Origin of the sequence: Archangium gephyra (assembly GCF_049060025.1) — a bacterium.
Lineage (GTDB): Bacteria > Myxococcota > Myxococcia > Myxococcales > Myxococcaceae > Archangium > Archangium gephyra_A.
In genome coordinates this window covers 9,998,356-10,024,295 of sequence record NZ_JBMEQQ010000002.1, presented here as the reverse complement: position 1 = coordinate 10,024,295, position 25,940 = coordinate 9,998,356, and the positions used below count along the sequence as shown (strand labels likewise).

General features: G+C 70.4%; 22 protein-coding genes and 1 pseudogene. 8 read left to right on the top strand and 15 right to left on the bottom strand.

Features of this window, described 5'->3' with window-relative positions; translation table 11 throughout:
* Nucleotides 1-3: 3 nt before the first annotated feature.
* The 4 genes from ACN28I_RS43830 to ACN28I_RS43815 all read right to left on the bottom strand — a co-directional run bounded on the left by ACN28I_RS43830 (nucleotide 4) and on the right by ACN28I_RS43815 (nucleotide 4,095).
* Entirely contained in the window at nucleotides 4-312 is a 309-nt protein-coding gene (locus tag ACN28I_RS43830; RefSeq protein WP_420947820.1) for a hypothetical protein, read from the bottom strand.
* 63 nt (nucleotides 313-375) lie between these two features.
* Entirely contained in the window at nucleotides 376-825 is a 450-nt protein-coding gene (locus ACN28I_RS43825; RefSeq protein ID WP_420947819.1) for a hypothetical protein, read from the bottom strand.
* 90 nt (nucleotides 826-915) lie between these two features.
* Nucleotides 916-2,844 (bottom strand): YgiQ family radical SAM protein, encoded by a 1,929-nt coding sequence (locus ACN28I_RS43820; RefSeq protein WP_420947818.1) that lies wholly within the window; start codon nucleotides 2,842-2,844, stop codon nucleotides 916-918.
* A 108-nt stretch (nucleotides 2,845-2,952) separates the two neighbouring features.
* Nucleotides 2,953-4,095: a hypothetical protein gene (locus tag ACN28I_RS43815; RefSeq protein WP_420947817.1), complete on the bottom strand. Its 1,143-nt coding sequence runs from the start codon at nucleotides 4,093-4,095 to the stop codon at nucleotides 2,953-2,955.
* Nucleotides 4,096-4,131: 36 nt separating this feature from the next.
* On the opposite strand from ACN28I_RS43815, the gene ACN28I_RS43810 reads away from it, so the two are divergent.
* Nucleotides 4,132-4,782, top strand: a complete 651-nt coding sequence (locus tag ACN28I_RS43810; protein ID WP_420947816.1) for an HAD family hydrolase — start codon at nucleotides 4,132-4,134, stop codon at nucleotides 4,780-4,782.
* Between the two features lie 9 nt (nucleotides 4,783-4,791).
* Here ACN28I_RS43810 and ACN28I_RS43805 read toward each other — a convergent pair whose 3' ends face one another.
* Together ACN28I_RS43805 and ACN28I_RS43800 are read right to left on the bottom strand one after the other, a co-directional pair.
* Nucleotides 4,792-5,244: a hypothetical protein gene (locus tag ACN28I_RS43805; RefSeq protein WP_420947815.1), complete on the bottom strand. Its 453-nt coding sequence runs from the start codon at nucleotides 5,242-5,244 to the stop codon at nucleotides 4,792-4,794.
* Nucleotides 5,245-5,392: 148 nt separating this feature from the next.
* Nucleotides 5,393-6,202 (bottom strand): sterol desaturase family protein, encoded by an 810-nt coding sequence (locus ACN28I_RS43800; RefSeq protein ID WP_420947814.1) that lies wholly within the window; start codon nucleotides 6,200-6,202, stop codon nucleotides 5,393-5,395.
* A 104-nt stretch (nucleotides 6,203-6,306) separates the two neighbouring features.
* Here ACN28I_RS43800 and ACN28I_RS43795 point away from each other — a divergent pair, with 104 nt between their 5' ends.
* From ACN28I_RS43795 to ACN28I_RS43775, 5 genes are all read left to right on the top strand, one after another.
* Nucleotides 6,307-6,816 carry a hotdog fold domain-containing protein gene (locus ACN28I_RS43795; protein ID WP_420947813.1) on the top strand — a complete coding sequence of 170 codons (510 nt, stop codon included), beginning with the start codon at nucleotides 6,307-6,309 and terminating at the stop codon, nucleotides 6,814-6,816.
* A gap of 110 nt (nucleotides 6,817-6,926) precedes the next feature.
* Nucleotides 6,927-8,657, top strand: a complete 1,731-nt coding sequence (locus ACN28I_RS43790) for a membrane dipeptidase (RefSeq protein ID WP_420947812.1) — start codon at nucleotides 6,927-6,929, stop codon at nucleotides 8,655-8,657.
* Between the two features lie 108 nt (nucleotides 8,658-8,765).
* Complete coding sequence (locus tag ACN28I_RS43785) at nucleotides 8,766-9,026, top strand: twin-arginine translocation signal domain-containing protein (protein WP_420947811.1); 261 nt, start codon at nucleotides 8,766-8,768, stop codon at nucleotides 9,024-9,026.
* On the top strand, nucleotides 9,004-9,930 hold the full coding sequence (locus ACN28I_RS43780; protein ID WP_420947810.1) for an NAD-dependent epimerase/dehydratase family protein: 927 nt from the start codon (nucleotides 9,004-9,006) through the stop codon (nucleotides 9,928-9,930). Before ACN28I_RS43785 ends, ACN28I_RS43780 begins: the two co-directional genes overlap by 23 nt.
* Before the next feature lie 205 nt (nucleotides 9,931-10,135).
* The gene (locus ACN28I_RS43775; protein ID WP_420947809.1) at nucleotides 10,136-10,570 is read left to right on the top strand and encodes a DUF2383 domain-containing protein; all 435 of its coding nucleotides are present in this window, start codon (nucleotides 10,136-10,138) and stop codon (nucleotides 10,568-10,570) included.
* Here ACN28I_RS43775 and ACN28I_RS43770 read toward each other — a convergent pair.
* On the bottom strand, nucleotides 10,551-12,464 hold the full coding sequence (locus tag ACN28I_RS43770) for a hypothetical protein (RefSeq protein WP_420947808.1): 1,914 nt from the start codon (nucleotides 12,462-12,464) through the stop codon (nucleotides 10,551-10,553). The two genes, ACN28I_RS43775 and ACN28I_RS43770, sit on opposite strands and share 20 nt — an antisense overlap.
* A 14-nt stretch (nucleotides 12,465-12,478) precedes the next feature.
* On the opposite strand from ACN28I_RS43770, the gene ACN28I_RS43765 reads away from it, so the two are divergent.
* Entirely contained in the window at nucleotides 12,479-13,441 is a 963-nt protein-coding gene (locus ACN28I_RS43765; RefSeq protein WP_420947807.1) for a hypothetical protein, read from the top strand.
* A gap of 7 nt (nucleotides 13,442-13,448) precedes the next feature.
* Here the strand turns inward: ACN28I_RS43765 and ACN28I_RS43760 are convergent, their stop codons facing one another.
* The 8 genes and pseudogenes from ACN28I_RS43760 to ACN28I_RS43725 form a co-directional block, all read right to left on the bottom strand.
* The gene (locus ACN28I_RS43760; protein WP_420947806.1) at nucleotides 13,449-14,645 is read right to left on the bottom strand and encodes a response regulator; all 1,197 of its coding nucleotides are present in this window, start codon (nucleotides 14,643-14,645) and stop codon (nucleotides 13,449-13,451) included.
* Complete coding sequence (cheB, locus tag ACN28I_RS43755; protein ID WP_420947805.1) at nucleotides 14,642-15,703, bottom strand: chemotaxis-specific protein-glutamate methyltransferase CheB; 1,062 nt, start codon at nucleotides 15,701-15,703, stop codon at nucleotides 14,642-14,644. Before cheB ends, ACN28I_RS43760 begins: the two co-directional genes overlap by 4 nt.
* Entirely contained in the window at nucleotides 15,700-17,661 is a 1,962-nt protein-coding gene (locus ACN28I_RS43750) for a hybrid sensor histidine kinase/response regulator (RefSeq protein ID WP_420947804.1), read from the bottom strand. Before ACN28I_RS43750 ends, cheB begins: the two co-directional genes overlap by 4 nt.
* Nucleotides 17,662-17,823: 162 nt before the next feature.
* A complete protein-coding gene (locus ACN28I_RS43745) occupies nucleotides 17,824-18,393 on the bottom strand; it encodes a methyl-accepting chemotaxis protein (RefSeq protein WP_420947803.1) in 570 nt (189 codons plus the stop codon).
* A 436-nt stretch (nucleotides 18,394-18,829) separates the two neighbouring features.
* Nucleotides 18,830-19,249: pseudogene (locus ACN28I_RS43740) on the bottom strand (CHASE3 domain-containing protein); the annotation flags it as partial.
* A gap of 50 nt (nucleotides 19,250-19,299) precedes the next feature.
* A complete protein-coding gene (locus ACN28I_RS43735; protein ID WP_420947802.1) occupies nucleotides 19,300-19,839 on the bottom strand; it encodes a chemotaxis protein CheW in 540 nt (179 codons plus the stop codon).
* Nucleotides 19,836-21,230, bottom strand: a complete 1,395-nt coding sequence (locus ACN28I_RS43730) for a CheR family methyltransferase (protein WP_420947801.1) — start codon at nucleotides 21,228-21,230, stop codon at nucleotides 19,836-19,838. Before ACN28I_RS43730 ends, ACN28I_RS43735 begins: the two co-directional genes overlap by 4 nt.
* Complete coding sequence (locus ACN28I_RS43725; protein ID WP_420947800.1) at nucleotides 21,227-21,709, bottom strand: chemotaxis protein CheW; 483 nt, start codon at nucleotides 21,707-21,709, stop codon at nucleotides 21,227-21,229. Before ACN28I_RS43725 ends, ACN28I_RS43730 begins: the two co-directional genes overlap by 4 nt.
* 591 nt (nucleotides 21,710-22,300) lie before the next feature.
* Here ACN28I_RS43725 and ACN28I_RS43720 point away from each other — a divergent pair.
* Nucleotides 22,301-25,930 (top strand): DUF1552 domain-containing protein, encoded by a 3,630-nt coding sequence (locus ACN28I_RS43720; protein WP_420947799.1) that lies wholly within the window; start codon nucleotides 22,301-22,303, stop codon nucleotides 25,928-25,930.
* The last annotated feature ends 10 nt before the right edge of the window (nucleotides 25,931-25,940 follow it).

Genomic DNA, 25,940 nt, shown 5'->3' with positions numbered 1-25,940 from the left:
CGCTCACTCCACGGCGGGAGGAAGGCGGTAGAGCTCGTCGATGTCCCCGTGGTGGCGCAGGCCCATGGCCTCGCGCTGCACGATGAGGTACCAGCGCTGCTTCTCCGCCTCGCCGCGCAGCTCACGGTGCCGGGCCGCCAGGCGGGCCCGCGCCGGGCCGCTCGCGCCGAGCCACCCCTGGCGCGTCTCCTCCAGTTCCACCAGCAGGGACTCCAGCCGCGAGGCCACCCGGCGCATCGCGGAGGCCTTCTCCGATTGAATCTCCACCTCGATGGCGAGCGTGGCTTCCGGGTCCTTGTAACGCAGCGACATGGGGATTGAGCTAATCGCCGTCTCCGGGGCCAGCAACCGGAGCCAGCAACCGCCGCGCGGCCGTCAGTGGGGCGCGGGAGGAAGCGGCTCATCGCGCTCGCCGAGAGGCAAATCCTGCTCCACCTTCTTGCGCACCAGCCGCTTGGTGGCGGTCTCCTCCTCCTCGGTCCGCTGGCGCCGGCGCACCAGGCCCTGCGCCTCGTCCACGAACCAGAAGAGCACCCGGAAGAAGGCGGCGATGACGGTGACGAGGATGGAGGAGAGGAACCAGCTCAGCACGCTCCCCACCCAGCCCCCCACCACCACCGGGATGGGATAGGTGCCCGTGAGCGGCACCAGCACGAAGGCCACGTAGTGCGAGGCGCAGTAGGGACAGGACACCAGGTACCCGCACCAGGTCTCCTTGCCGCCGAGCCACTCGCGCAGGGGCGCGAAGATGCGCTCCTTGGTGAGGGTCTGGGCAATGCCCATCACCACCGCGGATACGGCGAAGAGTTGAAACAGGTCCGTCATGCCGCAAAAGGTGGCAATGGACCCGGGCAGGTGCCGTAGGTCCGTCGACCACCCGACCGCGGTACAGGGGGGCGGGCAGGCAGGCCCTGCTCAGCGCGCCCGCCGCTCCTGACGATCGCGGGTCTCGGCCTGCTTGCGGCGCGAGGCCTCGGCGGCGGTCTCCGGAGGCACCAGCGCGTGCGGCCCGCGGCCGATGAGATCCTCGCGGCCGGCCTGCTGCAACGCCTCGCGGGCCAGGGGCCAGTGCTCGGGGTTCCAGAAGAGCAGCAGCGCCTTCTGCAACCGCTTCTCGCGCAGGCCCTTCGCCGTGTAGACGGGCTCCATCTTCAGCGGATCCATCCCCGTGTAGTACATGGCCGTGGCCACGGACATGGGCGTGGGGATGAAGTCCTGCACCTGGCGCGGGCGCTTGCCGTTGTGCTTCAGCCACAGCGCCAGCTCCACCATGTCCTCCAGCGCCGAGCCCGGGTGGCCACTGATGAAGTAGGGGATGTCGTACTGCTCCTTGCCGGCCTCCTCGCTGGCACAGGCGAACATGTGCTGGAAGCGCTCGAAGCTCTCGATGCCGGGCTTCTTCATCTTCTCCAGCACGCGGGGCGACACGTGCTCGGGCGCCACGGAGAGCTGTCCGCCCACGTGGTGCGCGGCGAGCTCCTTCACGTACTCGGGCGAGCGCTCGGCCAGGTCGTAGCGCACGCCGCTGGCGATGAAGACGTGTTTGACGCCCGGCTCCTCGCGCACCTGCTTCATCACGTCGATGAGCGGGCCGTGGTCCGTCCCCAGGTTCTCGCAGACCCCGGGGTGCACGCAGGACAGCTTGCGGCAGCGCTTCTCGATGTCCTCGCTCTTGCACTTGAGCTTGTACATGTTGGCCGTGGGGCCACCCAGGTCCGTGATGGTGCCGCGGAAGTCCCCCATGCGCCGCAGGGCCCGCACCTCGCGCAGCACGCTCTCGGCGCTGCGGCTCTGGATGACGCGGCCCTCGTGCTCGGTGATGGAGCAGAAGGTGCAGCCGCCGAAGCACCCGCGCATCAGCACGATGGAGTGCTTCACCGTCTCGTAGGCGGGGATGCGCTCCTTGTACATGGGGTGCGGGACGCGGTTGAACTGCAGGTCATACAGCTCGTCCATGGCCACCGACGCGCTGTCGCCCTTGCCCTCCCCGTCCTCCAGGGGCTTCGCCGGAGGGTTGAAGTAGACGGCGCGGTTGCCGTGCCGCTGCGCCAGGGCCCGCCCGTTGCCGGGGTTGGTCTCCATCTGGAAGTCGCGCGACATGCGGGCAAAGGCCAGCTTGTCCGCCACCGCCTCCTCGTAGGAGGGCAGCACCACCACCTTCTGGTCCGCGGCCCGCTTCGCCGGGTCCGCCTCCAGGGCCTTCATCTCCGCGTCGTTGATGATGTACGCGGTGCCGCGCACGTCGCGGATGTCCTCCACCCGCTCGCCCCGGCGCAGGCGGTCGGCGATCTCCCACACGGGGCGCTCGCCCATGCCGAAGACGAGCAGGTCCGCCTTGGCGTCCATGAGGATGGAGCGGCGCACCTTGTCGCTCCAGTAGTCGTAATGGGCGATGCGGCGCAGCGAGGCCTCGATGCCACCGAGGACGATGGGCACGTCCGGGAAGGCCTCGCGGCAGCGCTGGGCGTAGACGATGGAGGCGCGATCCGGCCGGCAGTTGGTGCGCCCGCCCGGGCTGTACTGGTCCTCGGAGCGGTTCTTCTTCTGCGCGGTGAGCCGGTTGAGCATCGAGTCGAGGTTGCCGGCGGCCACCCCGAAGAAGAGCCGGGGCTTGCCCAGCGCCTTGAAGGGCTCGGCCGAGTGCCAGTCCGGCTGGGAGATGATGCCCACCTTGAAGCCACGGCCCTCGAGGAAACGGGCGATGAGCACCGGGCCGAACGCGGGATGGTCCACGTACGCGTCGCCGGAGACGATGATGATGTCGAGCTGCTCCCACCCCCGGGCCTGCATGTCGGCACGGGTGACGGGGAGGAAGGGATGCGCGTAGCGGGTCTGCGTGGCCATGGGGGTACCCATCCCTCCCCTAACCCCTGAAGACCCCCGGATGCAAACGGATGCTCTCCGGGGAGGAGGACGGGTCCCCGCCTGGATGCCCGGCGAGACGGAGAGGCCTCAGCCCTGGCTCGGCTGCTGGCTGTCCGCCGCGCGCCGCCGCAGCAGGGAGGCCGCGAGCCCGGACAGGGTGCTCACCCCCATGCCCGCACAGACGCAGAGCGGGGGCAGGACGAGCAGCAGGTACTGGGCCCACTTGGTGGGCCAGAGCACCAGGAAGACCAGGCCCACCAGGGCCCAGGAGGCCCACACGGGGCGCTGACGCAGCGTGGCCGGCAGGCCAAGGGCGGCCAGGGGCAGCAGCACCCAGACGGTGGCCCCGGTGGCGAAGACGCCCTTGTGCCACTCGGTGGGGGTCGCGTGCGTCAGGTGATAGAGCGGCTGGTACCAGGGCAGCGCCGAGCGCACCACGTGCTTGCTCTGCGAGTAGTCCCAGTGGAACGTGACGGACTCCCACAGGTGCACCAGGGGGCTCCGCCAGAGGGCCGGGTGCGCGAGCAGGAACACGCCCAGCGCCGGGAGCACGAAGGCGGCCCACACACGGCCCCGGGCCCGGCCGTACCCGGCCAGGAACGGGAGGAAGGCCAGCCCCACCACCATCCCGTACGGGTACTTGCCCGCGGCCGTGAAGCCCAGCAGCGCCCCGGAGAGCGCGAGCGGCGCGAGCTGGAAGGGCTCCCCCCGCCCCGCTCCCCGGCGGGCCCGCTCGAAGGCCAGGACGGCGAGGAGGGCGAAGAGGCCGGGGACCGCCTCCAGGTAGGCCTGCGAGGTGTACTTCACATGGTACGAGTCGAACGCGAGCAGGAGCGCGCCCACGGGGTGGACCGCCCCGAGGAGGCCCACCTGGAGGATGCCCATCACCCCGGATAGCCAGCGCGTCTGCCGGAAGACGGGCACCGCGGGCTCCGGAATGGGACGGCCCACGCGCACCGTCTTCCAATCCGGCTCGGGCGTCCCGGACACCAGCAGCTCCGAGGCGTACAGGAGCTTCACCAGCGGTGGGTGCTCGAAGTTCTCCCGGTACGCCACCACCTCGCCCCAGCGGCCTCCGGCCAGCATCTCCGCGTAGCGGTACGCCAGGGGAAGGTAGATGCCCTCGTCGAAGTCCGGAGGCAGCTTCTCCACTGCCCGGGCGCGCTGCCAGGTGGCCGCCAGCAAGGCGAGGAGCACGGTGAGAAGGGCCAGGATGCGTTTGCGCGCCATCGCCGCCGCGAATAGCACAGAATGCCAACGCCCCCCATGACGCCCCCGCACAAGACGATCGTCTTCGACCTCGACGGCACGCTGGTGGACTCGCTGCCGGACATCATCGCCAGCTTCCAGTACGGCTTCACGAGCCTGGGACTGTCAGCGCCCACGGACGCGGAGGTGCGCCCGCTCATCGGCCATCCGCTCGAGGACATGTACACGCACTTCGCGCCCGCGCACGCGGCCTCGCTGTGCACCGTCTACCGGGAGCACTACGCGCGCAACTTCACCCACCGCTCGCGCCCCTACCCCGGCGTCGTCGAGCTGCTGCGGACGCTCCGGGCACGGGGCTACCGGCTGGCCATCGCCACCACCAAGCGCACCGACATGGCCCGGCGCTTCGTCGAGGCGCTCGGGCTGACGCCCGCGCTGGACCATGTGCAGGGCACCGACGGCTTTCCGCACAAGCCCGCCCCGGACGTCATCCACCGGGCCCTGGCCGCACTGGGCGCCGCCGAGGGCCTGTGGATGGTGGGCGACACCACCCATGACATCCAGGCGGGGAAGGCGGCGGGACTGCGCACCTACGCCGTCACCTGGGGCAACCATGACGCCGGGACGCTCGCCACCGCCACCCCGGACGAGCTCCAGCCGGACCTCGGGCGCCTGCTGGAGCACCTGCCCCCCATCTCCCGGGCCTGAGGGGCGGGCCTAGGGGCTACCGGCCGCCTGCGAGTCGTCCTCGTGTGCGTGGGCCTTCTGCTCCCGGTACTCGCCGATGTGCTCGTAGACGCTCTCCGGGAACTGGAGATCCTTGTAGACGTTGCAGGCGTCCGGATCCTCCGCGTTGGGGCAGATGGGGAACTCCTGCTGCGCCTGGAACTGGAGCACCTTCTCGCGCCGGGGTGGGCTGTAGTCGCGCCCCTTCACCTGCTCGATGAGCGAGATGGCCTGCCGCTCGTCGAAGGCGGGATCCTGCAGGAGCGTGTCGCGCAGCTCCGTCTCGTCGAGGAAGTGCCGCGCCACCATGGCGAAGACGAGCCGGCCGTAGTGGCCGATGTCCTGACCCGCGTCGAGCGAGTCCAGCAGGTGCGCCATCATCCCGTTCTTCCGGAGCGCCTCCCGTCCGCTGCTGCTCCGGGTCTGCTTGCGTGCACGTGCCATGGCTGAAGTCCTCTCGTGGAAGCCGGCCGAACCGCGTCACCTGAAAGTGCGTTCAGGCCGTTTCATCGAAAGTAGGCACCCTGCGAAGCGGGGCCAGGGGTCCACGGGGGCCGTCTGGCGGGCAGGCACCCGGGCCGCCGCGAGCGCCTCAGCGCGGTGAGGAAGGAGTGAGCGCGGCCTCCTGGGTGCCCGCCCCCTCGGTGGCGGCCTCGTAGGCCGCGGCATAGCCGGGGTGGTTGGTGCCCATGAGCCGGTCCCACACGTTGAAGTAGAGGCCGAAGTTCCAGTTCGTCTTCTGGTGGTGCTGGTGGTGGTGGGTCGTCGTGTTGAAGATCCACCCCAGCGGCGAGCGCAGGAATCCGCGCGGGTACATCTCGAAGCCGAGGTGTCCCGTGACGTTGATGAGGAGCTGGATGGTCAGGAAGAGGATGAACGCATCGCGGTGCACCGGCAGCGTGAGCGCGATGAGCGGAGCAATCCCCGTCTCGATGATGGCCTCCAGCGGGTGGAAGGCGTAGGCGGCGAGCGGCGAGGGATTGTTCGACAGGTGGTGCACCCGGTGGACGTACTTGAAGATGCGCTTCCAGTGCATGAAGCGGTGCGTCCAGTAGAAGTACGTGTCGTGGAGGATGAGCATCACCGGGATGGACAGGATGAACCACACCGTCCCGTACCGGTCATCGTGGTAGATGCGGGACACCCCGGCCCGGGCGAGCACGTACATGAGCACGCCCGTGAGCCCGAAGATGCCCAGGCTCACCACCGAGTAGAACACCTCCCTGCGCGCCTGCGCCGTGCTGACGGGCCCCGGGCCGAGCCGCCGTGACAGCGCGCCCTTGGGCGTCCACCGGTGGAAGAGCAGGAACAGCGGGACGGAGAAGACCACGTAGCGCAGCAGGTTGATGCCGAAGACGAAGAGCGCGACCTCGACGGGCGAGCGCGTGAGCATGACGGGCATACGGGCCTCCAGACGGCTCGATAGCCTACTGCTTTCCACTTCCAGGACGAACGCCCACCGAAGCGCCTTCCCCAAGGGCATGGGGATGCTATGTCCTCGCCCCCATGTCCCCTCTCTCCAGCCTGACCCAGTCCCTCAACCGCCTCGCCTCGGCCGAGACCCTGCGCCGCGCGTGGGGCGTGCTGCGCCATGCCCCCGGTGGAGGAGTCCTCATGGGGCAGATCCTCGGCAACCTCGCGCCCTATACCGGCACCATCCGCCCGGAGGTCCTCACCCTCGAGGAGGGCTATGCCCGGGTGCGGATGCGCGACCGGCGCGCCGTGCGCAACCACCTGCGCTCGGTGCACGCCATCGCGTTGATGAACCTGGGAGAGGTGGCCACCGGCGTGGCGATGATGTCCGCCCTGCCCGAGGGCATGCGGGGCATCATCACCCACCTGGAGATGGACTACCTGCGCAAGGCCCGCGGTTCCATCACCGCCGAGTGCCGGGCGCCCCTCGCCACCGCGGGCGAGCGTCATGAGTACGACGTCCAGGCCGACCTCACCGATGAGGCCGGCGAGGTGGTGGCCCGGGCCCGCGCGCGCTGGCTGATCGGCCCCGCCTCGCACTGACGCCCGCCCCACCGCGAGCGTTGGTGAAGAAACGAAAGTGGCCAGAGGCCGGGACACCCTGAATCATCCAGGGCATGCTGGCTGCTTTCGCCGCCGGCCCGGAGGTTCTCATGGCGTCCCCCGTGTTCGGATTCGCCGATCTGCACTGCCACCTGATGGCGCACCTGGGTTTTGGCGGGCACCTGCTCGCCGGATTCCCGGATGGGAAGATGGAGCAGGCGCTCGCCCGCTGTGACATCCATCTCCACGGCAAGTGGGGCCTTGGCAACTTCGGCAAGGACTGGCCGTTGGTGCAGGCCTTCATCGAGGGTGGACTCGGCCACGGCCCCTGTGGCCATGGCACCTATGCCGACTGGCCCACCTTCAACACGCTCATCCACCAGCAGATGTTCGTGGACTGGCTGCAGCGGGCCCATGCCGGGGGGCTGCGGCTGCTGTGCAGCGTGGCCGTCAACAACGAGCTGCTGGCCGAGGAGTGCCACCACCCCGACAAGGACGAGTCCTCCATCGAGAAGCAGATGCGCGAGCTGCGCCGCTTCACCGAGCGGCACGCGGACTGGATGGGGCTGGCCCTGAGCGCCTCGCAGGCCCGCCAGCTCATCACCGCGGGCAAGCTCGCCGTGGTGGCCGGTGTGGAGGTGGACTCCCTGGACAGCCTCCTGGGTGACCGCGAGACGCTCAACAAACAGCCCCTCTCGCTGGAGCAGCTCCCCCGCATCCTGCGCTGGCTGAGGGACCTGGGCTTCCGGATGATGACGCCGCTGCACCTGGCCAACAACAGCTTCGGTGGCGCCGCCGTCTACGACGACAAGTTCAACCTGCTCAACCACTTCCTGCGCGGGCGCTTCTTCGACGTGCAGGGCGCCGCCGACGTGGGCTTCCGGCTCGGGCAGGACATGGAGACGCAGACGAAGGCGGCCGTCATGCTCTACGAAGTGACGCGCCGGGCGCACTACCCGAAGGGCTATGCCCTCAACGCGCCGGGCCAGGGCCACGTCAACCAGCTCGGACTCACCTCCACGGGCCGGGCCTTCCTGCGCGAGGCCATGCGCCAGGGCTTCATCCTCGACGTGGAGCACATGTCCGAGCGCTGCACCAACGAGGTGCTCGACCTGGCCGGGCAGTCGCGCTACCCCGTCGTCGCCTCGCACTGCGCCTTCCGCGAGCAGGGCCTCGAGCCCCACGAGACGAGCCTCAAGGCCAAGCGCGCGAACGAGTACATGAAGACGCGCGGCCAGGCGCGGCGCATCCTCGAGCTGGGCGGACTGCTGGGCCCCATCACCAACCAGCACGAGCTGAAGGACTTCCCCGGCGGCACGGTGGACAACGACTGCGCGCGCTCGTCCAAGACGTGGGCCCAGTCCTACCAATACGCCCTCTCCCTGCTGCGCGAGGTGGGCTCCGGCGGGGTTGCGGTGGGCACCGACTTCAACGGCCTCAACCAACAGCCGGGCCCCCGCTACGGGCCCCACGCCGCCTCCGGGCTGAAGGATGACAAGCTCCGGGAGAAGCGGCGCCCCGTGCAGCAGATGCTGCAGCGCAACAAGCCGCCCCTGCCCTACTCGGGCACCATGTACCGCACGGACACGCCCTTCCTGAAGGCACGCGCCGGCTCCCGCGAGTTCGACTTCAACACCGACGGGCTGGCCCACGTCGGCCTGCTGCCGGACTTCCTCCGGGACCTCGTCCACGTGGGCATGACCGACGCGCAGATGGATCCGCTCTTCTCCTCGGCCGAGGCCTTCCTGCGCATGTGGGAGTCCTGCGAGACGCGGGGCGCGGACCTCCTCGCGGGCGAGCTGGTGGACGCGGCGATTCCCAGGTTCAACCCCGCCGGTTGAGCCCGGCTGGGAATAGAAAAAGCCGCCGGGTGTCGTGGGGGCAGCCAGGGAGCCGGGCCGTCATTGGCTCGGCCGCCTTCCCTGCGCCAAGCCCCTCGATTCCCGACCATGACCACTTCCCGAAGGCAGTTCCTCCAGTACTCCCTGGCCGCGGCCGCGCTGACGGCATGCGCCCCGGGCATGCGGGCCGCGTCCGGAGATGGCCGCCCCGTCTCCAAGAAGAAGATCCTCGTCCTCGGTGGCACGGGCTTCCTCGGCCCGGCCTTCGTCACCGCGGCCCAGGCGCGCGGACACTCGCTGACGCTCTTCAACCGCGGCAAGACCCGGCCGGAAGCTCTTCCCGGACGTGGAGAAGTTGCAGGGCGATAGAGATCCCAACAAGGGCGAGGGCCTCAAGGCCCTCGAGGGCCGCTCGTTCGACGCCGTCCTCGACACCTCGGGCTACTACCCGCGCATGGTCGGAGCCTCGGCGGCCCTGCTCGCCCCCCACGTCGGACAGTACCTCTTCATCTCCAGCGTCTCGGCCTACGCGAAGAACGACACGCCCCACGCGGACGAGACCGCCGCGACCGCCACGCTCGCCGACCCGAACGTCGAGACGATGGGCAAGAACTACGAGAACTACGGCGGGCTGAAGCGCGCGTGCGAGGAAGCCGCGGAGAAGGCCTTTCCTGGCCGTGCCACCATCGTCCGCCCGGGCTACATCGTCGGCCCGGAGGACCGTTCGGACCGCTACACGTACTTCGCCCGGCGCTACGAGCAGGGCGGCGAGATGCTCGCGCCGGGCAGCCCGTCGGATCCGTTGCAGATCATCGACGTGCGCGACCTGGCCGAGTGGCTCGTGCTGCTGGTGGAGCGCAACACCACGGGTGTCTTCAACGCCGTGGGACCGGAGAAGCCCTGGAGCATGGGCGAGATGTTCGCGGCCTGTCGGGAAGTGACGGGCAAGGACACGAAGCTCATCTGGGTGCCCGGCGAGTTCCTCCTGAAGAACGGCGAGGACGGCGAGGGCGCCCTCCCCATCTGGGCGCCGGCCTTCGGGACCTACGCGGGCATGCACCTGCGCAGCAACACCCGGGCGGTGCAGGCCGGGCTGAAGTTCCGCTCGCCCGTCGTCACCACCCGGGACTCGCTCGAGTGGTTCAAGAGCCAGCCCGAGGAACGCCGCAACAAGCCACGCGCCGGGCTCACCCCCGAGCGTGAAGCGGAGCTGCTCTCGCTCTGGGCCAAGGCCCAGCAGGGCACACCGGCTCCGGCGGCCCAGGGCGGCTGAGCGCCACATGGCCCTCGGGGAGGGGCGGCTTCCTCCCCGGACCGTGCGGGAGTGGACGGCACTACCGCCCTCGGGTCCCCCACGAGCAGGCAGGCAACCCCCACGCGGTCCTTCCGGAGCGGGACACTGCGGACGAACGCCCGTTGCCGCTCCGCGAGGGAGCATCACCTTTGCGCGAGTCATCTCCTGCAGGAGGCGCAAACGCATGGCGAACACCAGCGATGTCGAGACGCTCAACTCCTTCCTTCGCGGTGAAATCTCGGCGGTGGAGACCTACCGCCAGGCCATCGGACACGTGTCGGATGAGCGGATTCGCAGCCAACTGGAGGACTGCCTGCACGACCACGAGCACCGCGTGGAGTCCATCCGCGAGCGCGTCGAGAAACTCGGAGGCAAGCCCGTGGGGAGCTCCGGTGTCTGGGGCACCTTCGCGAAGCTGGTGCAGGGCGGCGCGGATCTCCTCGGTGAGAAGACGGCCATCCAGGCCCTCGAGGAAGGTGAGGACCACGGCCTCGCGGACTACCAGCGCGACCTGGACAAGACGCACGGCGAGGCCCGCCGCTTCGTCCGCATGGAGCTGCTGCCCGCGCAGAAGCGCACCCACGAGCGGCTGAGCCGTCTCAAGAAGACCCTGCACTGACAGGAGGACGGCGTGGACGGGACAGCGCCGCCCACGCCACCGCCAGCACGGTGAGCACCGAGAGGAGCACCGCCGGACGCGCTCCTCGCGAGGGTCCGAAGCGCAGCACCACCTCGCCCGGGCCCGCGCGCAGCTTCATCAGCCGCGCGCCCTCGACGAGCGCCGGCTCGAGAGGCACCACCTGGCCCTCGCGCGTGGCCTTCCATTCGGGGGCCCAGCCCATCCACAGCAGCACCTCGGTGGACTCGGGTCCGGCGAGGCGCAGGCGCACCGCCTCCTCTTCCCAGGACAGCACCTCCGCGGCCGCGCCGGGTGTCGAGGCGCTCACCCGGGGGAGCGGCCGCACCTCGCGCACCTCGAAGCGGCCCCACCGCGCGAGCACCGGCAGCCCGGCCAGCGGTCCACTCGCGGGCGCATCCATCAGCACCGCCGTCACCCCCAGGTGGCCCAGCATGCGTGGCTCCTGGGTGCTGAACTTGCCACCGAAGACGGTGGCCGGCGTGTAGCCCACCTTGAAGAAGGGGCGCTCCAGCCACGGCACCGCCAGCAGCAGGCAGTGGTGGTGCTCGGAGGGGTTGTAGAGCGCCCACCGGCCCTGCCCCAGGCGCGGGCCGCTCTCCCGCAGCAGCCGTGCCAGTCCGGCCTCCTCCTCCGCCGTGTAGCACTGGAATTGCTTCGGCGCCTCCGACGTACCGCCCGGGGGATCCCCCCCCCGGAAACGCCACACCCCGAGGCCCGCGCACAGCAGCAGCCCCAGCGTCCCCGCCACCCACCGGCGGCCCTCGCGCAGCGCGGCCACCCACTCCCTCACGGACAGGACCGCGAGCCCCACCAGGAACAGGCGCCCCACCGCCCGGAAGCGCACCACCTGCACGCCCTCGATGGCCCGGTGCTTCTCCAATCCCAGGAGCCGGTACGGCCATTCCGTCGTCAGCAACAGCGCGCCCCAGGTGGCGAGCACCAGCCAGCGCCCACGCGGGCCTCCCTTCCACCACGCCACCCCCGAGCCCACCACGGCCAGCGGCCCCACCCAGCCCGGCAGCCCCGGCACCAGCTCGCCGCCCCACACCCCACTCCACAGCTTCGCCAGGGGCTGCGGCATCGCGCCCACGTGCTCGGCCTGCTCGCCCCGGAGGAGGAAGGGAATGAGCCACCACGCCGCGAGCCCCAGGCCCACGGCGGACACGGCCAGCCACCGCCTCGGCGCGATAAGTCCGCCGCCCGCCTCCCGCCAGAAGACGGCCACCTGCAGCGCGGCCAACGGGAAGAAGAGGACGAGCGCGAAGGGATGGGCCAGCAGCGCCAGGCCCAGCAGGACTCCGGGGATGAGGGCCTCGCGGCGTCCGCCTCGCACCAGACAGTCCGGCAGCCGGGCGAGGGCCGTCAGCACCAGGGCCACGGACGCCCCGAAGGGCCAGACTCCCATGTCGAGGTACCAGTGACGGCCTCCCGCGTACGTCCCGCCCCGGTCCACGAAGAGACAGAGGCCCAGGGCCACCAGCGCCCAGAAGGGGCCAAGCACCGGACGCAGGAGCACGAAGAGCGCCAGCGCGAAGCCCCCGAGGAACACCCCCAGGACGACGCAGTAGCTCCCATCCCACCCCAGGAGGCCGCCGGTGAGCAGGTGGAGGGAAGCGACAGAGAGGTTGGCGAGCGGTGGGTAGAAGGCGTTGGCGGGGTGTCCCGCGAACTGGAAATCACTCCAGCCCACCAGCCGCCCGGAGCGCAGCAGGAGCTCGGCCTCCGCCGCGTTGGCCAGGTGCACGTTGTGGTCGGCCGAGTGCGGCGGACTCCCCCACCACACCGAGGGCCACGCCAGCGTCCCGAGCAGCACCGCCAGGAGTGGCGCCCAGCGGCCCAGGTCCTTCACGCCCATGTCCATCCCATGGGCCATGTACACTACACCCGATGGAGAACCCGCTGCCCAGGGTCTGCCCCCGCTGTGGTGAGCCGCGCATCCTCGCGCCGGAGTGCCCGAGGTGCGGCGTCCTCTACGCCAAGGCGGAGGCCCGGGCCGCACAGCTCACCGCTGCCCCTGCTGCCCCGGCCCCCGAGCCTGCCCCGGCCCCGGGGGAGACCCCGGTCCCCTTCCCTCCCGCGGGCACGTTCTGGAATGGGGACGTGGAGGAGGCGCGGAGCGAGCTGCGGGTCCGCCTGTTCGCCCTCCCCGTCGCGTTGGCCGTGGCGTGGGTGCTCGTGAACTCGCCCATGTGGGGCAGCCTGCTGCGCATCTTCCTCTCCATGTGGATCCACGAGCTGGGCCACGCCGTCACCGCCTGGTTCTGCGGCTTTCCCTCCATGCCCGGCCCCTGGGTCACCCGCACCGGCGAGGAGCGCTCCACCGTCGTCTTCCTGGTGATAGCCACCGTGCTCGGAGGGATGATCCTCCGCGGCTACCTCACCCGGAACCGTCTTTGGATGATCGCGGGCGCCACGGGGCTCGTCCTCCAGTTCGTGGGCACGATGGTGCTGTCCCCCGGGAAGGGCCGGATGCTCGTCGTGTTCGGAGGCGACGCCGGGTGCCTCGTGCTCGGCAGCCTCCTCATGACGACCGTCTACGCGCCCAGGGACTCCGCCCTCCGCCGGGGCGCGCTGCACTGGGGCTACCTGGCCATCGGCGCCGCGGCCTTCATGGATTCCTTCTCGCAATGGTGGGCCGCCCGGACCGACTTCGCGCGGATTCCCTTCGGCGAGATGGAGAACGTCGGGCTGAGTGACGCCTCCAAGCTCGTCGACGTCTACGGCTGGGGAGAGCTCGAGCTCATCCGGCGCTACACCTGGCTGGGGCTGGCCTGCCTGGCGGCGCTCGCCATCCTGTACGGGGTGGGATTGAACCGCGCCCGCGCCGGGCTGCGCGCGGGCGAGCGGTAACCGGGCCTCAGGAGCCGCGGGAGCGGGCCTGGGTGCCACCGTCTCCCTTGGCCAGCGCCTGGATGGACTGGATGCGCCGCTCCGCCTCCTGGGCATCCAGGAAGATGTGCAACATGTCGCGGATGGTCGGCAGCGCCCGCGTCAGCGACGTGGCGGTGAGGAGCTGAGGGTCCACCCCGGCCTTGCGGCACGCGCGCGTCATGGTGGAGGCGGCGATGACGGGAGACAGGCCACAGCGCGCCACCAGGGCATCGAAGAGAGCGCCCGGCATCGCCCCCGCGGACGGCGCGGGAGCGGAGGACGGCGCCGAGGCCGAGGCCGGAATCACGGCATGGTGTGCGCCGGACGGGGTGCGCGGAATGGGAGGGAAGGAGCCCGACGGGTTCCGCGGCATGGGCGCGGAAGGTGCGGCCTGCTGCTCGGACTCCGCCCGGCGCCGCAGCTCGGTGCGCACCTGCGCGCGCAGCACCTCGATGTCCTCCGTCTTGGAGCAGAAGGCATCCACCTTCACCGCCAGCGCCTCGGAGATGAGCTTCGCGTCGAAGCCGGCCGTCAGCCCCACCACGGCCACCTGGGCCGTGCCCGGCAGCGTCCTCACCGAGCGCACCCACTCCGGCCCGTCCAGCCCCGGCATTTCCAAGTCCAACAGGATGCAGTCCACCGGCTGGGCTTCCAGCAGCCGCATGGCGTCGTCGCCGGACTCGGCGATGATGACGTCATGGCCGTCCTTGCGCAGCGCATCCGAGGCGCGGTGACGGAAGTCGATGCGGCCATCCACCACCATCACCCGCCGGCGCCTGCCGGCCGACACCAGCCGCGGCGTGCCATCCTGCTCGGGCACCTGCGTCAGCTCGTGGGCCCGGCGCACCACGTACGCCGGATCATACGGCTTGCCCACGTAGTCATTGGCCCCGTGAGACAGGCCCTTGAGCCGCTGCATCACCGCGGCCTTGGTGGACAGCATCAACACGGGCAGGTGCGACGTCCGGGGGGCGCGGCGCAGCTCCTCCAGCAACTCCACGCCCTCTCCATCCGGCAGCACCATGTCCAGGATGAGCAGGTCGAATTCCCCCTCGCTCAGCGCTTTGCGGGCGGCCGCGAGGCTCTCGCACAAGGTGGTGCCAAAGCCAGCGGCGCTCAACACCCCGCGCATGTCCGCGCGGACCGTCGCGCTGTCGTCCACGATGAGCACACGTGCCTTCATGCCGTTCCTTCCCTGGCTCCTGCTCGGGCGAGCGCCGTCAACAGGGGGGGAATCTCCGTCAGCTCCGTCACATGCTGAGCGGCCCCCAGCCGAATGGCCTCGCGCGGCATGCCGAATACCACGCAGGAGGATTCATCCTCCACCACCGTGGCGGCTCCCGCGCGTCTGAGCGCCGCCAACCCCTCCGCCCCATCCCGTCCCATGCCCGTCAGCAGGCAGCCGATGGCGGCTGCCCCCACTTCCCGGGCCACGGACTCGAAAAGCTCGTCCACCGAGGGCCGGCACGAGTGCCGCTCCGGCCCGTCCACCAGCCGCAACCGGCCACTGCGCACCACCAGGTGCCGGTTGCCCGGCGCCATCCTCACCGTCACCCGGCCCGGCATCGGCAGCGCCTCCCCATCCACCGCATTGCGCACCATCAAGCCGCTCTGCCCTTCCAGCCACTCGGCCATGGCGGTGTCGAAGTGTTCAGTAATATGCAACACCAGCAGCACCGGCAGGGGGAAGGCCGGGGGCAGCGAGCGGAGGATGTGGCGCACGGCCGCCGGCCCACCCGTCGAGGCCCCCATCACCAGCAGGCGCGGGGGCACGAGGGGTGCCGGCACTCGCGGCGGCGCGTGGGGCGTCTCCTGCCGCAGCCGGGCCCGGACATGGGTGATGACGCGCACGCGCGAGGCCACCCTCACCCGCGACAGCAGCATCTGCATCCATTTGGAGTCCAGCAGGCCCGAGGGCTTGTCCACCGCGTCCACCGCGCCCGCGGCCAGCGCATCCATCGTCCGCAGGCCCTCGGTGCGATTCTCAGCCGCCGAGAGGACGACGATGGGGGTGGGACAGTGGGCCATGATGAGCTCGGTGGCCCGCAGCCCGTCCACCTTGGGCATCACCAGGTCCATCGTCACCACGTCCGGGCGCAGGCGCTGGCACTGCTCGAAGGCCTGCTGGCCATCGGCCGCCTCGCCCACCACGTCGCACGAGGTATCCAGCGCGAAGCCATCCGCCAGCCGGCGGCGCACCGTCAGCGAGTCGTCCACGACGAGAACCCGCAGACGGTTCATGCCGGCCTCCGTCCGGTGGCGATCAACCGGGCCACCGTGTCCAGGTAGCTGTGCTGCTGGAACTCGCCCTTGACGATGTAGGCGGACACCCCCGCCTCCTTGCCGCGCCGCTTGTCCTCGTCCGTGGCCAGCGAGGACACCATGAGGATGGGCAGCCCCTGCAGGGCGGGAATGGAGCGGATGCGCCGGGTGACGTCCAACCCCGTCATGCCCGGCATCTCCACGTCGACGATGAGCAGGGCGTGGCCGCCGCGCTGAATCTTCTCCAGGCCCTCCTCGCCGGAGGCGGCCAGCTCCACCTGGTAGCCGGCGGCCTCGAGGATGCTCTTCTCCAGCATGCGGGTGGTGACGGAGTCGTCCACCACGAGGATGAGGTGCTTCTGCGACGGGCGCGCCTTGGGGACGCCGCCCGAGGAGCCCTGGTGCACCAGCCGCACCAGGCCGGCCGCGTCCAGCAGCAGCAGGGGCACGCCCTGCTCGTCGAAGCTCGCCCCGGCCACCAGCGGCAGGGCGGGCACACTGGAGGGCAGCGGCCGGCTCACCCGGCGGGAAATGCCCAGCAGCCGCTCCACGCCCACCGCGGCCCGTCCCACGGAGCCCGCGTTGAGCACCAGCACGGACCAGGCGCGGGGCCGCTGCGCGCCCGGGTTCCCCATCGCATCCAGCAGCGGGAGGAAGGGCAACACCTCGCCACCGAAGGCAATGGAGGCGCGCGATCCCGTCCAGTTGACGGCCTCGGCGGGCAGGTGGAGGGCGCCGCTCAGCGACTCCAGGGGGACGAGCATGCGCTGCCCGCCCGCCTCCACGCCCAGCACCTCCAACGAGGCCAGCGTGAGGGGCACCTCGAGCGTGATGCAGGTGCCCAGCCCCGGCCGGGAGGAGATCTGCACGTCGCCCTTGAAGCGGCGCACCATGTCGCGCACCACGTCCAGCCCCACGCCGCGGCCGGACACCTCGGTGACGCTGCGAGCGGTGCTGAAACCGGACTGGAAGAGCAACTCCAGCAGCCCCTGCTCGTCCAGGGCGTCCACTTCAGCGGGGGAGACCACGCCGCGCTCCAACGCCACCTGGCGCACCCGCCCCAGGTCCACGCCGCGCCCGTCGTCCTCGCACACGAAGGAGACGCGCCCGCCGCGCCGTTGCACCTTCAGCGAGAAGCGGCCCGTGGGGGACTTGCCCACCGCCCGGCGCTCGTCGGGCGTCTCCAGCCCGTGGTCCACCGCGTTGCGCACCACGTGCACCAGCGCCTGGCGCACCGCCGCCAGCACGTGCCCATCAATCTGGGTGTCCCCGCCCTCGGTGTGGACCTCCACCTGGCGCCCCAGCGAGGCGGCCGCGTCGCGCGCGGCCAGCTCCAGCGGGCCGAAGAGCGTCTGCGTGGGGACGAGCCGCAGGGTGTTGGCCCCGTCGCGCAGGCGCCCCAGCTCCGACTCCACCTGCCCCAGGCCGCCACCCAACTGCCGCCCCGCCTTCACCAGCGAGGAGCGCAGGCTCTCGGTCACGGACAACACGCGCGACAGCCAGCGGGCACGCTCCGCGGGCGAGCCACTGGAGGCCACCGGCGCGGTGAGCTGCTCGATGAGGGTGTCCGCACCGTGGTGCGCCTGCGCCAGCGACTCCACCACGCCGCGCAGGCCGCCGAGCTGCACCACCGCCTCGGACAGGCCCTCCAGCAGCGTGTCCAGGCGCGCCAGCTCCACGCGCACCACCTCGGAGGACGGGCCGCCCTCGGGGCCCGCCACCGCCGCGGTCACGGCCGCCACCGCCTCCTCGGCCTGGGCCGTCTCGGCGGACACCGGCGGGGGTGCATCCAGCGCGTCCAGGGCCTCCGCCATCTGCCCCACCAGGCGCAGGAACTCGTGCACGCTGTCGACGGGCAGGGCCTGGCCGTTGCTGCGGTAGGGCGTCAGCGCGTCTTCCACCGCGTGCGCCATCTCCGCCAGGGGCGCCTGCCCCACCACCCGCGCGGCCCCCTTCAGGGTATGCGCATAGCGGAAGAGCCTCCGGCACGATCTGGGCGCTGCTCTCACCGTCGGCCAGGGTGAACAGGCCCTGCGTGAGCTGCTCGATGAGCTCCCGGGCCTCGATACGGAAATAACGGTAGGGGTCGTTGTCGAGGCTCATGCGGAGGCGCGGGCGTCGATGATGGCATGGAGCTGCTTGGAAAGCTGGATGAGCCGGGTGGCCGTCTGCAACGTCTGCGCGGAGCTGGACTCCACCTGACGCGCCGTCTGCGCCACCTCGAGGATGGCGGTATTCACCTGCTCCACCGCCGTCGTCTGCTGCTGGGTGCTCAGCTCGATTTCCCGCGCCACGTCCAGGTTGGCGCGCACCAACTCGGTGATGCGCCGGAAACTGCCGGCCACATCGGTGAATTGCTTCGTGCTGCTCAACACCGCCTTGGAGCCGTCCTCGGTGGCCATGATGGTGGTGTTGGAGGCGGCGCGGATCTCATCGATGAGCACGCGGATGTCCTTGGTGGCCCCACCCACGCGATCCGCCAGCTTGCGGATTTCATCGGCCACCACGGCGAAGCGCCTGCCGTGCTCCCCCGCCCCGGCGCTCTCGATGGTGGCGTTGATGGCCAGGATGTTCGTCTGCTCGGCCAGGTCGTTGATGATGTCCACGATACCGCCAATCTCCTGCGAGCGCTTGCCCAGCTCCAGCATGTGATTGACGATGGCGTCCACCTGGCGGCTCACCACGTCGATGGCTTCCTGGGCATGCAGCACCGTGTCGTTGCCCTGACGGGCGGCGCCGGCCGTCTCGTCCGCCACGCGCGCCACCTGCTGCGCGCTGCCGGCGATCTGCCGCGAGGTGGCCAGCAGCTCCTTGACGGTGGTGGAGATCTCCGTGGTGGACGAGGCCTGCTCCCGCGCGCCCGTGGCCTGCTGCGAGGCCGCCGACTGGAAGCTCGGACGAGGAGCCCTGCATCTGCTCGATGGCCGAGCCGATCTTCTTCTGCAGCCCGGTGCCGACCAGGGCGGCCGCCAGCATCACCAGGAGGATGGCCACGCCGCCGCCCCACTTGAACAGCCCCTCGAAAGAAGCCGAGTCCCGCAGCAGTTGCTCATCGCGCTGCTGGAGCAGCCGCAGCTCGTGCTCGCGCATCTCCGCCACCACGCGCCGGATGTCGTCCATCAGCGCCTTGCCTTCCCCGGTGTTGATGACGGCCAGGGCGGCCTCGAAGCCCCGGGAGCGGCGCAGCTCGACGTTGGCCTGCATGCCGGCCAGCTTCTGCGTGATGAGGAAGCGCAACGCCTCCAGTTGCCGGGTCTGCACGGGGTTGTCGGCGAGGAGGCCGCGCACGCGCGCGAACTCCGTGTCGATGCCGCCCTGCGCCTCGCGGTAGGGCTCGAGGTAGGACTCGTCACCGGTGAGGACGAAGCCGCGCTGCCCCGTCTCCGCGTCCTTGACGCTGGAGAGGACGCGCTCCAGGCCGTTGATGACCTCGAGGGAGTGCTCCACGGCGACCGCGGTGCCCGTGAACTCCCGGGTGCTCCGGATCGCCAGGAAGACGAAAAGGCAGATCAGCACCGACACCATGACGACGGCGGCGGCGAACTGCTGGAGCAGCGTCCATTTGGAGAAGCTCTTCATCCTCTTCCCTGTTGAGGACCGGAGGCGTCCTCCAGCAACTTTCTCACGAGGGAATCCACGTCGAGCACGGGCAGCGGGGGGGCATCCGGCAGGAGGACGCTGGTGCTCAGCAGGGGATGGGCGGAGGAGCCACCGCCCGAGCGCATCTGCTCCGAGGTCGCGCGCATCTGCCCCTCGAAGCCGGCCGCGGCCAGCCCCACGCGCCGGCTCCCACCGGCCAGCAGCAGCCAGCGGGGAGGCTCACCGGACTGCAGGCCCAACAGCGCCGTCAGGTCGTGCACGGCGATGAGCTGCCCCCGGAGCCCCGCCAGGCCCAACAACGAGGCCGGAGCGCCCGGCAGGCGCACCAGCCGGGGCATGAGGTGGAGACCGGAGAGGTGGCCCAGCCGCACGGCCAGGGGGGCACCGCCCACGCGCAGCCGCAGCAGCGCCTCGCCGGGATCCTGCCGTGGAGGGGGCGGGCGGGTGAAGGAGGAGTCGAAGCCGTCACGCAGCTCGTCCAGCCGCAGTGCCGTCCGGGTGCGAGGCAGGCTCATGAGACCTCCGTACAGGCCTGCAGCTCTTGCAGGCCCACTTGCATCAACCCGTGGCGGCCAAAGCCACCACCGAAGAGTGACAGGTGCAGGGGCTTCTCCTGGGGCAGCAACGACACGGCCATGCGCAGGGCCACGCGGGCCTCGACCATGTCCCCGGCCCGGCGCGCCAGGGAGCCCGCGCGCAGGTGGGCCAGCGCGAAGGTGGGCTCGGCACGCACGGACGCGGCGTACCGGCCTCGGGCACCGGCCTCGTCCCCGCTCTGCTCCAGACACAGCCCCAACAGGTAATAGGCCGGGGCCTCGGTGGCGCTCGCCGTGACGAGCTGCCGGCCCAGCTGCTCGGCCTGGGACAGGCGTCCGGCGTGCAGGTGCAACACCGCGCGCAGCAGCAGCGCCCTGGGGCTCGCGCTCTGGGGCAGGGACTCCAGGAGCGCCCAGGCATCCGTGTAGCGCTCCACCTCGAGCAGCTGCAGCACCCCTTCCAGTCCGTCCGGTGCCGGCGGCGGCGTGGGAGCGCGCGCGGCCACGGCCTGGACGGCCTCGGGCGCGGACACGGCCTGGGCCACGGAGACGGTGGGCGCGGGGGGCTTCAGGCGGTAATAGAAGGCATCGCCGCCGCGCAGCAGCTCGAACTCCTCGGAGATGCCACGCAGCGTCTCGCTGGGCCCCATGAAGAGGTAGCCACCGGGGACCAGGGCCTGGGCCATACGGGCGATGATCTTCCGGATGACGTCCTGAGGGAAGTAGAGGATGACGTTGCGGCAGAGGATGGCGTGGAAGGAGCCCGGGGCCCAGAAGGCGGAGGCCTCCTCCAGGAGGTTGCGCTCCTCGAAGATGACCTGGTCGCGCACGTGGGACTGGAGGGCGAAGCCCTCGGGAGTGCGCTGGAACCACTGCTGGCGCATGGCGCTCGGCACGGCGCGCAGCGACCAGGGGGAGTAGCAGGCGCGGCGGGCGTGGGCGATGGCCCGCGGGTTGACGTCGATGCCGAGAATCCGCAGGCGGGAGGAATCCACCCGGCCGCGCTCGCGGGCGAGCAGGGCGATGGAATAGGGCTCCTCCCCGGTGGAGCAGCCGGCGCACAGCACGCGGATGGTGGACGTCTGGCGCGCGAAGGTGGGCAGCACCTGATCCACCAGCGTCTCCAACTGGGTGGGATGGCGCAGGAAGTACGTCTCCCCCACGGTGAGCCGCTCGGCGAGCGTCTTCCATTCCGCCTGGGAGGAAGGAGCGGCCAACTGCTCCAGGTACCGCTCCACGCCCCCGGCGGCGCGCTCCGCGAGCAGCGTCTCCAGCTCGCCCCACTGGCCCTGCTCATAATGCAGGCCCAGGCGCTGCTCCACGAGCGTGACGAAGCGGACGAGCGGCGTGCGGGCGGGCGTGGCGATCACGCTCCCCCCTGTCCGGAGGGATTCTCCAGGCGGCGCCAGAGCTCCTCGGGCAGCAGGCGGGACGTCCCCAGCAGGGCCAGCAGGCGCCCGTCGAACGAGCCCAGGTGCTGGAGGTGGCCGCTGGCGGTGGCGCGCAGCAGAGGGGGCACCGAGTCCAGGCCGCTCTCCTCCATCCAGCGCAAGCCGTGCACCTCATCCACGTCGAGCGCCATGCGCCCCTCGGGCACCCGCAGCGAGACGAACCGGCGGCTCGCACCGCCCTCACCCTCGGTCACGGCCCCGCCCAGCAGCGACGCCAGGCTCACCACCGGCGCTGGCGCGCCACGCACCAGGGACACACCCCGCACGAAGACCGGGGCCGCGGATACCGGGGCAACCGGCAGCGGCCTCATCGTCTCCTCGACTTCCTCGAGCGGCAGCGCACACATCCACTCCTGCGCCCTCACGACGAGGAAGCAGCGAGACCCCTGCCTGGGCATGACTCCCCCTTCGGGTTCGAACTCCACGCAAATCATGCACCTTCAGCGTATGTCAAGGCGAGGACCAAGCGCGTCCGGCGGCCGCCAGGACGGCGCTGGCCCCCCAACCGAGCCAGGGAGCAGGCCGGCGGTGGACACCGCACCCGAACACACTCCCCGGCACACCTGCGCGCAAAGACAGCCAAAGCATTACACACGCCACGGCACCTACAGTGTGCTCGCCGGACGCCTGGGGTTGAACCCAGACAGGAATTTGGCATCACCGCGAAAAGGCGTTTCGCCGCTCAATGGAATCTTGCAAGCCTTTCCGTAAAAAGTACGTGTCCCCTCGCGACAAGCCTCGACATTCTCGTCTTCTTCCAGATAATTGAGAATTGCCGCGTAGGCGTGGTCGGACAAGGGTTTACACCCGCCTTCCTCGAACCAGACAGGGTTTGGGTAGTGACCGAAGCCGCACGCCGCGGGTCGATTTGTCATTGCTGCGGGAAGTCACAACACGCAGAGTCTCACCACGAAGTCACAGATAGTCATTGCCACCGGTCCGGGACGAACGGGCCACCGAGTCGGACCACGGGAATGGAGTCGACGAGCATGATTCGGATCGGGCGAAGGCAGTTCACAGCCGGTTTGGGAGCCTCGCTGCTGGCGTCCCCCCTGTTGCGGTTCCTCAGCGGGGAGGCCCACGCGGCGACGCCGGTGGCCAAACGGCTCATCGTCTTCTTCACCCCCAATGGCACGGTGCACCGCTTCTGGCGGCCGAGCGGGACGGAGACGTCCTTCACCTTCCCCGCCGGCAGCATGCTGGAGCCGCTCAACGAGCACCTCGCCAACCTGCTCGTCTGCGAGGGCCTCAACTTCGTGGACGTGGACAACCACGAGGCGGGCATGGCCAACATGCTCACCGGCGGAGGCACGGCGCAGAGCACCACCGGGGGCCTGTCCGTCGACCAGTATGTCGCGAGCAAGATTGGCGAGGGCTCGCGCTTCAAGTCCCTGGAGTTCGGGGTGCAGACGAGCCTGTGGGGCGCGGCGCGCTCGACGCGCATGTCGTACTCGGCCCCCGGCGTCTTCGTCTCCCCCGAGGACAACCCGCGCAGCGCCTTCCAGCGCCTCTTCGGCGCGCTCGGGGGTGACACGAGCACCGCCGACAAGACGCTGCGCCGCCGCAAGAGCATGCTCGACCTGGTGCGCGGTGAGCTGAATGACCTGTCGCAGCGGGTGGGCGCGGAGGAGAAGCGCAAGCTGGAGCAGCACCTCGAGGCGCTGCGCCAGACGGAGAAGGGGCTGACCGAGCCCGTGGCCCTGCCCGGGTGCCCCTCCGCCACGGCCCCCATCGCCATGGACGCCATGGCCAACGCCAACTTCCCCGCCGTGGGCAAGGCCCAGATGGACCTGATGGTGAGCGCGCTCACCTGCGGCATGACGCGCGTGGCCTCCCTCCAGTGGTCCCACACCGTCGCGCCCCAGGTCTTCACCTGGTTGGGTGTCGGCGAGGCCCACCACGAGCTGTCGCACAAGGACGACTCCAACACCGCGGGACTCTCGGAGCTCGTCAAGTGCGAGCGCTGGTTCGCCGAGCAGTTCGCCTACCTCCTGCAGTCCCTCAAGTCCCGCCCCGATCTGGAGACCGGGGGCACGATGCTCGACTCCACCCTGGTGGTGTGGGCCAAGGAGGCTCGGCGACAGCCGCATGCACGACTGCCGCTCCGTCCCCTTCATCGTCGCCGGAGGCTCGCAGAGCCATTTCCGCTTCGGCCGCTACCTGCGCTACAGCAGCGTCCCCCACCAGAAGCTGCTCACCTCCGTCTGTCACGCCCTGGGCGTCCCGCTCGGCACCTTCGGCGATGCCAACCGGTCCAACGGCCCGCTCGACGGGCTCGTCTGACAGCCTCCCCTCCCCTGACAATTCCCCCCTCGCGATTAGGAGGCAGATCCGTGCTCACCTCCCGGCACCTCGCTGCCCTTGGCGCCCTCTTTTTCTCCACGGCCTTTCTCCCGGCCTGCACGTCCGACTCCGGGTGCCCCGACGACCTGGAATTCTTCCGCACCCGGGTGTGGGAGCCGGTGATGTCCGTGCAGTGCGTCGCCTGCCACAAGTCCGATGGAGTGGCGGGGAACACGCGCATGGTGCTCCTGCCCCCGGGAGCACCGGGTGCGGTGGAGTCCAACTTCATGACGGTGCGGGCGTTGGCACGCGAGCAGCTCAACGGCCAACCCCTGCTGCTGCTCAAGCCCGCGGGCCTGCACCCGGAGGGGCACGCGGGCGGCACGGTCGTGGCACAGGGCACCACGCGCTACGACAACTTCCAGCGCTTCGCGGACCGCATCAACGGCGCTCCGGGCGCCTGCGAAGCCTCCGCGCTGGTGGCGTGTGAGCCGGGCAAGAGCGACCCCAGCGCGAAACGCCGGCTGCGCATGCTCACCCGCTTCGAGTTCGACAATACGCTGCGCGACCTGCTCTACCTCGACTCCCAGTGGGGCCAGTCCCTGCCCGCGGAAGAGGTGGTGCACGGCTTCGACAACAACGCGGACGAGCGCGCGGTGGGCCAGCTCCTGACGGACAAGCTCCTCTCCGCCTCCGAGCAGGCCGCCGAGGCGGCCGTGGTGAATCTCGCCCGGCACGTCTCGTGCGCTCCGGGGGAGGAGTGCGCGAAGCAGTTCATCCAGGACTTCGGCCTGCGTGCCTTCCGCCGCCCGCTGACGGACGGGGAGAAGACGCGCTACCAGTCGCTCTACACGGCCGTGGCGGCGGAGGACGGCTACACCGAGGGCATCGAGGCCATCATCGCCGCCATGCTCCAGTCCCCGAATTTCCTCTACCGCACGGAGCTGGGAGAGCACCTGGGCGACGGGCGGTACGTGCTGACCGACTACGAGGTGGCCTCGGAGCTGTCCTATCTCTTCTGGGGCTCCATGCCGGATGAGGAGCTCTTCGCCAAGGCGAAGGCGGGCGCCCTGAGCAAGCCGGAGCAGCGCACCACCGAGGCGCGCCGGATGCTGGCGTCTCCCCGGAGCCGGCCCATGCTCGACCACTTCGTGAGCCAGTGGCTGGACCTGGGACACATCAACCAGGCGCAGAAGGACGCCACCGCCTTCGCGGACTTCAGCCCGGCCATCCGCGCGGCGATGAAGGCCGAGACGACGGAGCTGTTCGACTATGTCGTCCGCGACAGCAGCGGCCGGCTGCCCGAGCTCTTCACCTCCGACTACACGTTCGCCACCGACGCGCTCGCCTCGTTCTACCGCCTGCCGTCCGGGCCGGTGACGTCCTCGACGGCGCCCGCCAGCGGCCTGCGGATGTGGGAGCTGAAGAGCACGGGCCGCGGCGGCATCCTCACCCACGGCAGCATCCTGGCCAGCCAGGCCACGCCGCAGACCTCCTCACCCATCCGCCGCGGCAAGCTCGTCCGTGAGCGCCTGCTGTGCCAGCCGCTCCCCCCGCCTCCCCCGGGCCTGAGCGTGCAGCTCTCTCCCGTGAGTGAGGGGCTGCCCAACCGGCAGCGCTTCCAGGAGCACTCGACCAGCCCGGCCTGTTCGTCCTGCCACCAGCTCATGGATCCCATCGGCTTCGGCTTCGAGCAGTTCGACAGCGTCGGCCGTTTCGAGCCCAAGCTGCCCAACGGGGAGCCGGTGGACGCGAGCGGCGAGGTGCGCTCCTCGTCGGCCACCAACGGGACCTTCACCGGCGTGGATGGGCTCCAGCACAAGCTGGCGGAGAGCGAGGACGTGCACTCCTGCTTCTCCATGCAGTGGCTGCGCTTCGGCTACGGCGTCTCCGGAGATAACGACTCCTGCGCGGCCAACGAGCTCTCCGAGGCCTTCCGCAAGCAGCACCTGAGCATCCCGGAGCTGCTCATCTCGCTGACGCAACTGCCTCGCTTCACCGTACGCATCGGAGAATCGACGGGCACGGCCAACCCGGGTCCGGGCGGCGGCGGCGGCGGTGGTGGCGGCGGGACCCCCACTTCCGGCAACGCCCAGGTCGCCGTGTCCGTCCAGGACGACTGGGGGAGTGGCTACTGCCACAACGTCAAGGTGACCAACCCCGGGACGGCCCCGCTCACCTGGCGCGTGACCATCGATATCGAGGGCACCTTCAATCACGCCTGGAGCTCCACCTTCACCCACTCGGGCAGCCAGACGACCTTCAGCGGTCTGTCTTGGAATGACGAGCTGGCGCCGGGGGAGAGCACCAGCTTCGGTTATTGCGCGACCCGGTAGACCCCACGCT